The sequence below is a fragment of the Streptomyces sp. SID9727 genome, from assembly GCF_010550605.1.
In the GTDB taxonomy this organism is placed as follows: Bacteria; Actinomycetota; Actinomycetes; order Streptomycetales; family Streptomycetaceae; genus Streptomyces.
In genome coordinates, this window is sequence record NZ_JAAGNI010000332.1 from 23,403 (window position 1) to 33,470 (window position 10,068).

General features: G+C 71.2%; 13 protein-coding genes and 1 pseudogene. 10 read left to right on the forward strand and 4 right to left on the reverse strand.

The annotated features are described in order from the left end of the window. Window positions 1–199: 199 nt before the first annotated feature. On the forward strand, window positions 200–355 hold the full coding sequence (locus G3I41_RS22425) for a hypothetical protein (RefSeq protein WP_164402194.1): 156 nt from the start codon (window positions 200–202) through the stop codon (window positions 353–355). A gap of 146 nt (window positions 356–501) precedes the next feature. Here G3I41_RS22425 and G3I41_RS22430 read toward each other — a convergent pair whose 3' ends face one another. After that, window positions 502–1,104, reverse strand: coding sequence for a recombinase family protein (locus tag G3I41_RS22430; RefSeq protein WP_164402195.1), 603 nt, complete (start codon window positions 1,102–1,104; stop codon window positions 502–504). Between the two features lie 474 nt (window positions 1,105–1,578). Here G3I41_RS22430 and G3I41_RS37485 point away from each other — a divergent pair, with 474 nt between their 5' ends. The 5 genes from G3I41_RS37485 to G3I41_RS22445 all read left to right on the forward strand — a co-directional run bounded on the left by G3I41_RS37485 (window position 1,579) and on the right by G3I41_RS22445 (window position 3,818). Then, a complete protein-coding gene (locus G3I41_RS37485) occupies window positions 1,579–1,701 on the forward strand; it encodes a hypothetical protein (protein ID WP_275408437.1) in 123 nt (40 codons plus the stop codon). A gap of 133 nt (window positions 1,702–1,834) precedes the next feature. Next, complete coding sequence (locus G3I41_RS22435; RefSeq protein ID WP_164402196.1) at window positions 1,835–2,179, forward strand: hypothetical protein; 345 nt, start codon at window positions 1,835–1,837, stop codon at window positions 2,177–2,179. 110 nt (window positions 2,180–2,289) lie between these two features. Beyond that, window positions 2,290–2,412, forward strand: coding sequence for a hypothetical protein (locus G3I41_RS37490; RefSeq protein ID WP_275408438.1), 123 nt, complete (start codon window positions 2,290–2,292; stop codon window positions 2,410–2,412). A 93-nt stretch (window positions 2,413–2,505) separates the two neighbouring features. Continuing rightward, the gene (locus tag G3I41_RS22440) at window positions 2,506–3,102 is read left to right on the forward strand and encodes a hypothetical protein (RefSeq protein ID WP_164402197.1); all 597 of its coding nucleotides are present in this window, start codon (window positions 2,506–2,508) and stop codon (window positions 3,100–3,102) included. 107 nt (window positions 3,103–3,209) lie between these two features. Then, window positions 3,210–3,818, forward strand: coding sequence for a DUF4352 domain-containing protein (locus G3I41_RS22445; RefSeq protein WP_164402198.1), 609 nt, complete (start codon window positions 3,210–3,212; stop codon window positions 3,816–3,818). Between the two features lie 73 nt (window positions 3,819–3,891). Here G3I41_RS22445 and G3I41_RS22450 read toward each other — a convergent pair whose 3' ends face one another. Beyond that, complete coding sequence (locus G3I41_RS22450) at window positions 3,892–4,269, reverse strand: hypothetical protein (protein WP_203601496.1); 378 nt, start codon at window positions 4,267–4,269, stop codon at window positions 3,892–3,894. Window positions 4,270–4,420: 151 nt separating this feature from the next. Between G3I41_RS22450 and G3I41_RS22455 the strand changes: the two genes are divergently transcribed. After that, the gene (locus tag G3I41_RS22455) at window positions 4,421–5,290 is read left to right on the forward strand and encodes a universal stress protein (RefSeq protein ID WP_164402199.1); all 870 of its coding nucleotides are present in this window, start codon (window positions 4,421–4,423) and stop codon (window positions 5,288–5,290) included. Between the two features lie 92 nt (window positions 5,291–5,382). Further along, window positions 5,383–6,960, forward strand: a complete 1,578-nt coding sequence (gene lnt / locus G3I41_RS22460) for an apolipoprotein N-acyltransferase (protein WP_164402200.1) — start codon at window positions 5,383–5,385, stop codon at window positions 6,958–6,960. Here the strand turns inward: lnt and G3I41_RS22465 are convergent. Continuing rightward, a complete protein-coding gene (locus G3I41_RS22465) occupies window positions 6,957–7,856 on the reverse strand; it encodes a Gfo/Idh/MocA family oxidoreductase (RefSeq protein ID WP_164402201.1) in 900 nt (299 codons plus the stop codon). The genes lnt and G3I41_RS22465 overlap by 4 nt on opposite strands. A 19-nt stretch (window positions 7,857–7,875) precedes the next feature. Then, on the reverse strand, window positions 7,876–9,090 hold the full coding sequence (locus G3I41_RS22470) for an FAD-dependent monooxygenase (protein WP_164402202.1): 1,215 nt from the start codon (window positions 9,088–9,090) through the stop codon (window positions 7,876–7,878). Between the two features lie 81 nt (window positions 9,091–9,171). On the opposite strand from G3I41_RS22470, the gene G3I41_RS22475 reads away from it, so the two are divergent. Next, the gene (locus tag G3I41_RS22475) at window positions 9,172–9,759 is read left to right on the forward strand and encodes a TetR/AcrR family transcriptional regulator (RefSeq protein ID WP_164402203.1); all 588 of its coding nucleotides are present in this window, start codon (window positions 9,172–9,174) and stop codon (window positions 9,757–9,759) included. A gap of 101 nt (window positions 9,760–9,860) precedes the next feature. After that, window positions 9,861–10,068: pseudogene (locus G3I41_RS22480) on the forward strand (hypothetical protein); the annotation flags it as partial.

Genomic DNA, 10,068 nt, shown 5'->3' on the forward strand with positions numbered 1-10,068 from the left:
CCCGACCTGGCAGCCTTCCAGCATGACCAACGACTCGCCGATCACTCGGTTCTCGGCAGCTCCCAACGGATGGAGGGTCGCGCTCTCTTGTCCAGTCACACCAGAGATTCTTGTCCTTCCGCTCGTCGGCTGGGCAGTGCCTACAAGCAACATGTCGCGCACGAGCACAGTGGGAGGCGACCTCCCTCTGGAGCCGGTCGTGCTGTTCGACAACGTCGGCGAACCGCTGGTCACGACGCTCGGAGAAGCCCTGAACGACTGGGAAGACGGCGAGAGCCTCCACCAGATCCTGGCGCCCGGCTTTGAGGTCCGCGAAGCGCCAACGGGCTGGGCGGTGCGCGAGTACGGCGACTGACCCAAGCCGTACGACTGAAGCCCCGGACGTCACCTGCATCCAGCAAGATCCGAAACCGATAGCCTGGCCCGCGATGCCCCAGCCTGCTTGCCTCAGGCTGGGGCATCGCGCCGCCTCAGGCTGGCCAGTCGGCGACCAGGGGCACCTCAGTTTTCCTTTGCAGCGTCATAGGACTGGAGGGCTTGGGAAATGGCACCGACGCTGGGGCTCTTGCCCTTGTTCGTGCCTTCGGTGATGCGCAGGTGGGGCTGGATCTGCCGGATCGTGAAGCCTCGGTCTCGTAGCCCCACTGCCTGCGCTACAAGGACGTCCGTCATGACGGGCTTGCGTCCACCGACGCGCCCCTGCTTCCGTGCTGCTTCCAAGCCGTTCTTGGTCTTCTTGACGATGTCGCACCGCCGGTCTTCGGCGAGGGCGAGTGCGAGGTCGAGGATGAAGGACCGCTCCGTGTGGTCTCCGGCGGCGATGCCTTCGAGGACTTTAACGGCGACACCTCGCTCGAAAAGGTCGTTCAGGACGATTAGCCCTTCGAGGAGGTTGCGCCCAAGGCGGTCGACCTCTTGCACGCAGAGCATGTCGTCTTCGCGGATGTAGTCGAGGGCGGCCTTGAGAGTGGGCCGGTCGTCGACGGCGAGCTTGCCGCTGGTCTTCTCTTCGAAGACCTTGAGGCAGATCGAGTCAAGTGCGTCGTGCTGCCGTTGTGTGTTCTGCTTGTCGGTGCTGACTCGGACGAGGCCGACTAGGGCCATGCGACTCCCCTTCGTTCATCAAACGCCTAGGTGCGGAATCTGAACGGTACCACCTAGATGAACGGTTTGATGAACAACTGGAGCCGCAAATCGGCGAGTTCAAAGGCTGTCCTTTCAGGTTCACGTCCCGACCGATTGATGAACGGCCCGGCACTCCGGCATGAGGCGCCAAGGTAACGAACCCGTAACGGCCGAAATCCTGGACCAAAGGGCAGCAGGTGGGGCATAGAGGCATGATCCTCTACAAGCTTCCTTGTAGAGGTCGCAGCACCCTGCGAGCGGCTGAAAAGTGCGAGTCCGAGGACTCCTCTACTGTTCCCCAAGCGCGCAACCCCCGCCCCTGGCCTGCAGCTTGGACGCATAAGGGCCAGGCGCGGGGATCGCAAGGTCACCCGTCATGCCAATTTCCAGGAGGGGATCACTCTCGTGCGAGAGAACCACATTCGACGACGCCTGCACCACATCGTTCGGCAGGTGCGGCTCTGGCGATTCCGCCGCCTCGTCACGCACAACCTGATCGCTGGAGCCGCGTATCGCACCGGCATGTACGCCGTCAGCGTGGTGGCCATGGTGGTCTGGCACTACGTGCGCTTCTGATCGAGAAGACACACGAGGCCGCCCCCGCCACTTGCAAGGCAGCGGGGGCGCTTTGGTGCAAGGACCAGTTAGCCACCGGCTCCGTCGCGGCCGTGAGCGCAGACGGCAGTCGCGCCTGCGCTAGCCTGCCGCCATGGCAGAACGCGCACCCTTCCATCCCGGCGACGGCCGGCAGCGCTACGTCGGCCCAGCAACCGTGGTGTTCACTGACGGGCGAGAAGCTGCAGTCACCGCATCCCTGGTGCTGCGCTATGACCCCAGCCGCACCGACAACCGCGAGTCCGACAAGGACAGCACCTGGGCTGGCAGCGTCACGCTCGTAGACGAGGCATCCGACATCGACCTCGGTGACGCTTTCCCTGGGACGCTACGGCTGCTGCCCGACGGTCGCGAGAGCGAGTTCATGGCCACCAGCGGGCCACGCGTTTCCGGCTGCTCAGGGCTAGGGCCCGCTCCGTTCGTCGACCTCGGCGCATAAGGGAACGTTATGCGCTACTTCCAGGGTGGGTAGCCCGCAAGAGGCGTGAGGAGCCGAGGGCTCGCAACGCGCTACTGTCCCCGGAGGTACCGACGCGTTGGGAGACGCCAGTGGACAGAGAAGAACTGAAGGCCGAGATCGATGAACTGATGCGCCAGTACGACAACGAGGAGATCGACGGCGCGACCTACTCCCAGAAGATGATGGAACTGACTGCATCCGCGCAGGAGTAGTGCTGGCCGAAGCGCCGCACGCAGCACTGCGCCCCGCCCTCGGATGAGAGCGGGGCGCAGTCGTGTCATTGCCGGCCGCTAGAGTCGCAGCGCATGGACATCCCCTGGGGCGACATCGCCACCTTTGGTACAGCCGGCCTGAGCGCGGTTGCCGCCGCTGGCGCTTGGTTCGCCGCCCACCGCGCCAACGGAACAGCTAACACTGTCGCGAGCATCGAACGCGAGCGCTGGCACGAGGACCGCACGCCTGACATCAGGCTGTCGTTCACCGGGCAGTTCGGTAGTCGCGGCAGCATCACAGCTCACCTGGCCGGCCCGGACAGTCTTGGCGACCTGACCTCGGTGCAGTTGGAGATGCTGAACGACGACATGGACCACAGGGTCCTCAACCCGACGCCGGAGTACACCCAGGCAGACGCAGACGCCTACGTCTGGGGCCCATTTCGTTTCGCTCCCGGCATCGACGGGGCTGACCAGAATGGGCGACGGACCGGGGCGGTGCCACTGGAAATGGGCCGGGGTCGCCCCTTCGCTATCGAGCGCACCCGCCCCGGCCGCTGGATGACAGGCATGGCGGCCGAGCAGTGGCAGGACCGCTACACGCATCTCCCGATCCGCGTCCGGGTGACATGCGGGCGGGGCGAGGAGACGTGGGTCCTGGCGCGAGAGCTGGAGAACCCTCCCCGCTAGTCCCCCACTTTTTGGTCACAACTCCGTCACCACCGGAACATCTGCCTCCCCTGCCGCATCCGGCGTCGCTACGGTCGTCCCTCCACGAACCACCTATGGGGGGGCACATGTCGAATCAGCAGCCGCAGCAGCCTGGCTGGGGTCAGCAGCCAACACAGCCGGGATGGGGCCCCCAGCCGCCGGCGCCGAAGAAGAGCACGGGCAAGATCATCGGGTTTGGGTGCCTGGGCATCATCGTGCTCTTCGTCCTGATCGGCATCATCGCCGCCATCGCAACGAGCGGCGACGACAGCAAGAAGGACTCGCCGCCCACCAAGGAGCCGGCCGCCAGCGCTCCCGCCGAGACCAAGAAGCCGGAGGAGCCGAAGAAGGAAGAGCCGGCGAAGAAGGAGCCCGTGACCGTCGCGGCGAAGAAAGTCGCCTTCAAGAAGAGCATCCTCGCCCAGAACGACAACTACACCAGCGTCCAGGTCACCATCACGAACAACGGCAAGGATGAGATCGATGTCAACCCGCTGTACGTAACGATCACCGACACCGACGGCCGCAAGCACACCGCCGAGCTCGGGATGGACGAAGACCAACTCGACACGGTGAAGCTCGCCCCCGGCGAGAACGTCATGGGCACCATCACCGGCAAGGGCAAGTTCGACGCCAAGTACGTGACCTACACGGACGGGCTGATCGGCGACAGCGTCCGCGGGAACGTGTCCTGACACCGGTGAGTCCGCAGGCTGACGTCCGCCGTACGCCCGCCGCCCCCGGCCCGTGCCGGGGGCGGCGCCGTGTTCAGATCTCCGTGTCGCCGGGGCCCTCGGCGCCGAACTGCTCGGCGCGCAGGGCGAGGTCCTGGAGCACGTCCGCCGAGGTGACGTCCGTCTGCCCGGAGTCGTGGACCTGGGCCAGCATCGCGAACGCCAGGGTGAACGCCCCGACGAGCTGTTCCACCGCACCGCCGACCTCACGTCCGACGACCACCACCACGTCCTCGACGGTGGCGTCCTCGGGGATGGCGATCCGGGGCATGGTCTCGTTGAGTAGGGCGGTCACCACGGTCGAGTCGGTGTCGGCGTCGTCGCGGTCCGGATTCTCCTCCAGCAGCCGGCGCATCTCCCCCGCCTCGGTGAGGATGCCGACCACACGCTTCACCACTTCGCTCTGCTCCATACCGCGAGCATAGGCGCAGCCGGACGGCCCATCGGAACAAACGACGTGCGGGGGCATGCCGTGCCGGGGCCCGGACGGCCGCCTCCGCCTCGGCACCGGTGCCCGCGCCGCCGTAGCGTACGAGACAGGTCCGGACGGCGGAGAGGAACCCATGAGCGGCACCGAGCTTCCCGTGATCGCGGCGGTCGACGGCTCCTCGCACAGCATGGACGCGCTGGACTGGGCGGCCCGTGAGGCGGTCGTACGGGGTCTGCCGCTGCTCATCGTGCACGTGAGGCAGCTGGCCCGGCGCACCGGCCAGGAGGCGCAGGAGCGGGAGGCGGGCGAGCTGCTGGCCTCGGCCGCGCACCGGGTGGCCCAGGTCGCTCCGGGACTGCGGCCCACGACCCTCGCACCGCTCGACTTCCCGTCGGCGGCGCTGGTCTCGCTGAGCCGGGACGCCTCGCTGCTGGTGCTCGGTTCGCGGGGTCTCGGCGGGTTCCGGTCCCTGATGCTCGGGTCCAACAGCCTGGCGACGGCGTCCATGGCCAAGTGCCCCGTGGTGATCGTGCACGGTGGCCGGGACGACGAGGAGCCGGCCGGCGAGGGCGCGGGCGAGGTCTTCCCGGACATCGTCGCCGGGGTGGCGGCCGATGAGAGCAGCGAGGGAGTGCTGGACTTCGCCTTCGAGACGGCGGCGGCGCACCCGGGCGCGCGGCTGCGGATCGTGCACGGCTGGACGATGTTCTCGTCCATGCTGTCCGGGGGGCCGGTCTTCGACCGGAACGCGGCGGCGGATGCGGCGGAGCGGTCGCTGGCGGAACTGACGGCCGGCTGGCGGGCGGCGTATCCGCAGGTCGAGGTCATGAAGGAGCCGGTCAACGGCTCCGCGGCCCGCACCCTGGTCACCGCGTCCGCGACGGCGTCGCTGACCGTCGTCGGCCGGCGGCGCGGCGGTGAGTCGCTGGGCCTCGGACTGTCGCCGGTGGCGCACACGACGCTCACGCACGCGATGGGCCCGGTGGCCGTCGTCCCCTGCTGACGGCCGGGCCGCGTCCGCTGCCGCACACTGGGCAGAAGATCGGGACCGGATGGCGGACGGACCTGCCGGCGGGCGGGGCGAGGAGGTGCGGCATGGGTGCGCGGACCGGGTGGCGCGAGCGGGGTGCGCGCGTGCTCGACCGGACCCCGGGGCGCGCGGCCGCCGCGCTGGTGGCCGGTGCGCTGCCGGCGCTCGCCTTCCCCGCACCCTCCCTGTGGTGGTTCGCCTACGTCTGCCTGGTCCCGCTGCTGCTGCTGGTCCGCTCCGCCGGGACGGGGCGGGGGGCGGCGCGCGACGCGTGGCTGGGCGGCACGGGTTACATGATCGCCGTGCACCACTGGCTGATGCCGAGCCTGCACGTGTTCATCGTGATCCTCGCGGCGCTGCTGGGTCTGCTGTGGGCACCGTGGGGGCTGCTGGCGCACCGGCTGCTGCGCGGCCCGTTGAGCGGGCGGGCGGCGGTCGCGGCGGTGGTCCTGGTGCCGTGCGGCTGGCTGATGATCGAGCTGGTGCGGTCCTGGGAGGCGCTGGGCGGTCCCTGGGGGCTGCTGGGGGCGAGCCAGTGGCAGGTGGAACCTGCGCTGCGGCTGGCCTCGGTGGGCGGGGTGTGGCTGGTGAGTCTGCTGGTGGTGGCGGTGAACACGGCGGTCACCGTGCTGCTGGTGCACTCCGCCGCCCGCGTCGTGGCCGCCGTGTCGCTCCTGGTGGGGGCGCTGGTGGCCGGGGCGGCCTGGGTGTGGGCGCCGCAGCCGGAACGGACGGGCACGGTCAGGGTGGCCGTCGTGCAGCCCGGGATCGTGGACGGGCCGGGCAGCATCCCGCGCAGGTTCGCCCGCGGCGAGGCGCTGACCCGGTCGCTCGCGGGGCGCGGGGTCGACCTGGTGGTGTGGGGTGAGAGCAGCGTCGGCGTGGACCCGGCCCGGCGGCCGGACGTCGAGGCCCGGCTCGCGGCGCTGTCGCGGTCGGTGGGCGCCGGTCTCCTGGTGAACGTGGACGCCCGGCAGACCGACGCGGCGGGACGCACGGGGATCTTCAAGAGCGCCGTGCTCGTCGGACCCCGGGGGCTCACCGGGGACCGGTACGACAAGATGCGGCTCGTGCCGTTCGGCGAGTACGTCCCGGCCCGGTCGGCGCTCGGCTGGGCGACCTCGATGGGCCGGGCCGCGGGCGAGGACCGGCTGCGCGGCGGGGGCCCGGTCACGATGCGGGTGCCCGGTGCGGACGGAGTGCGCGTCGGCCCGCTGGTCTGCTTCGAGTCCGCGTTCCCGGACATGAGCCGGCGCCTGGTACGGGACGGGGCGGGGCTCCTGGTCGCCCAGTCCTCCACCTCGTCCTTCCAGCACGGCTGGGCCCCGGCTCAGCACGCCTCGCTCGGCGCGCTGCGGGCGGCGGAGAGCGGCCGCCCGATGGTGCACGCCACGCTCACGGGTGTGAGCGCGGTGTACGGGCCCGGGGGCGAGCGCGTCGGTCCCCGCCTCGGTACGGAGACCAGCGGGACCGCCGTCTACGGGGTGCCGCTGGCCCGGGGCACCACGCTGTACGTGCGGTTCGGCGACTGGGCGGTGTACGGGGCGCTGGGAGCGCTGGCCGTCTTCTGCGCGTCGGAGGGCGTACGGGCCCGGCGGGCCCGGAGGCGTACGCGTCCCGTCGAGACGGCGGCGGCTGCTTAGGCGGCGTCGAGCTCCCGCAGGACGCGCTCGCAGAGTTCGTGGGTCTCCAGCGCGTCGCGGGCGCTCAGCGGGCGGCCCTCGCGCACGGCCTCCAGGAAGGCCAGCACCGCCTGCTCGATGCCGCGCTGACGGGCCACCGGCACCCAGTCCCCGCGTCGGCGGACGCTCGGCTGCCCCTTGTGGTCGATGACCTCCGCGAGATTGAGGACCTCGCGCTTGGAGTCCTGGCCGGAGACTTCGAGCCGCTCCTCGGTCGAGCCGCTGAGCCGGTTCATCGCGCCGATCGCGGTGAAGCCGTCGCCGGAGAGCTGGAGCACGACGTGGTGCAGCAGACCGTCCACGAGCCGGCCGCTCACCACGGTGCGCCGGACGGGGCCGGGCGCCAGGAAGCGCAGGGTGTCCACGACGTGGATGAAGTCGTCGAACACCATGGTCCGGGGCTTCTCGGGGAGGCCGACCCGGTTCTTCTGCAAAAGGATCAGTTCGCGCGGGTGCTCCGCGCACTGGGCGTAGCCCGGGGCCAGCCGGCGGTTGAATCCGACGGCGAGGCCGGTGGAGCGCGCCTCGGCGAGCTCGACCAGGCGGGTGGACTCAGCCAGCGTGTACGCGAGCGGCTTGTCGACGTAGGTGGGGACGCCCGCGTCGAGCAGCCGGCCCACGATCTCGGGGTGGGCGGCGGTCGAGGCGTGCACGAACGCGGCGTCGGGCTCCTGGGCGAGCAGCGAGTCCAGGTCCTGGTGGCACCGGTCGGCCGGGATGCGGTGGGCGGCGGCGACCGCGTCCAGGGTGGCCGGGGTGCGGGTCTGGAGGTGGAGCTCGATGCCCGGCAGGGAGCCGAGCACCGGCAGGTACGCCTTCCGCGCGATGTCCCCGAGTCCGATGCAGCCGACCTTCACAGGGTGTTCCTCTCGCTGGTCAGCGCCGTGTGCGGGGCGCCTCATCCGTCGTCCCGGCAGCATACGCGGCGCCCGGGGGCCGCCAGTCGGCGATCCCGTCGAAGGTGCGCAGGACGAGGCCGGGACCGAGCCGGGAGACGGTGGACATGAGGAAGTCGCGTGCGGCGACGGCCGGCGCACCGGTCAGGCTCATGAGCCGGGAGACACGGTCGGCCTTGCGAACGACACCGGCGGTGCGCGGCAGCCGTTCGGCGGTGTACGCGGCGAGGCCGGCGCCCAGGTCCCGGCCGGGGGCCACGTGGTGGGCGAGGACGATGCCGTCCTCGATGGCCTGGTTGCCGCCCTGGCCGAGGGTGGGGGCCATGGCGTGCGCGGAGTCGCCGAGCAGGGCGGTGCGGCCGCGGTGGAAGGCGGGAAGCGGGACGGCCATCCGGTACACGTCGTGGCGGAGGATGTCCCGCGGCGCGGTGGCGGCGATGATTCCGGGGACCGGGTCGTGCCAGTCGCCGAAGCGGCGCAGGAGTTCGGCCTTCTCGTCGTCGGCCGCCCGGGTTCCGGCGGGGGCGGTCGCCGCCGCGTAGGCGTAGATCCTGCCGTCCTTGAGCGGCTGGCTGCCCCAGAGCGCGCCGCGCCCCCAGGTCTCGTGCGGCGGGAAGGGGCGGTCCGGGGCCGGGACGACGGCCCGCCAGGTGGTGAAGCCCGCGTAGGAGGGGCCGGGGGCGTCCGGGAAGAGGGCGCCGCGTATGCCGGAGTGGATTCCGTCGGCTCCGACGACGAGTTCGGCCTCGATCGTCCCGGTGGGCGTACCGACCACGGCGGGGGCGCCGCCCGCGGTGCCGGGGTCGGCCAGACGGGCCGGGCAGCCGGTGCGGATGGCGGAGGCGGGGAGCCGGGCGGCGATGCGGTCGATGAGGACGGAGCGGTGCAGGAGGACGAGCGGACCGCCGAACCGTTCGGCCGCCGCGGCGGCGTCGGTGCGGGAGAGCCAGCGGCCGGACGGCGTGCGCATCCCGCCCTCGCCCTGCCAGGCGGCCAGGGACCTGATCTCGTCGCCGAGGCCGACCACGTCGAGCGCGCGCTGGGCGTTGGGGGCGAGCCCGATGCCGGCGCCGACGGGCTCCAGGGAGTCGGCGCGTTCCAGCACGGTGACCTGCCAGCCGGACCGGTGCAGCGCGAGCGCGGAGGTGAGTCCGCCGATCCCGCTGCCGATGACGACCGCACGGGGCATGTCCATGACGCTCCCTCCACTGCAACTACACCTGTAGTGACAGCACCCAACGTACTACAGCTGTAGTTGCGGCGGTAGGTTGACCTCATGACCGCACGTCCCACCGGCTCCGACCGGGCCGAACTGATCGCCGACGCAGCGCTCGCCCTTCTCGCGGAGCGCGGCATGCGGGGGCTGACGCACCGGGCGGTGGACGAGCGGGCCGGACTGCCCCAGGGCTCGACGTCGAACCACGCCCGGACCCGACAGGCGCTGCTGGAGGCAGCGGTGCGACGGCTGGCGGAGCGCGAGGGCCGGGTCCTCGCACCCGGCGGGCTCGGGGCGGGCGCGGACACCGGCGAGCCGGCGACGGGGCTGGCCCGGGCCCTGCACCGCTATCTGACGCACCACCCGGAGCTGCTGGTCTGCCGGTACGAACTGGCGCTGGAGGCCACCCGCCGCCCGCAGCTGCGGGAGTTCTTCGACGCGACGGGCATGCAGTTCCGCGCTCCGCTGGTGGCACTGATGACCGCGGCCGGGTCGCCGGAACCGGAGCGGCACACGCTGTCCCTCGTGGCCTGGTGCGAGGGGTTGATGTTCTCGTGCGCGGCCGGCTCGTACCACCGCTCCGTACCGAGCGAGGCGGAGCTGCGCACCGGCTTCGACGAGCTGCTGCGCGGGATGCTGGGGCGCTGAAGCGCCATCGCGGCGGCGCCGGGCTGACCGGTGTCACTCGTGCGGGCGGATCAGGGGCGTCGGAGGCGTGGACCGGTCACCGGCCCCGCAAGGTTGATCACGTGCAACGAACGAGAACCGCCGTGCAACTCCTGGTCTGCCTCACGGTCGCGGCCCTGTCGGGGTGCGTGTCCGTCCAGCCGCACCCGGCCGCCCCGCCGCGCCCCGGGGTCAGCCGGCCGGCCCACGACCTGGCCCCGCAGACCGCCGGGCCGCCGGTCCACGACACGCTGGAGGCCGTACCGAAGACGAAGCCGTCCCGCGCGGCCC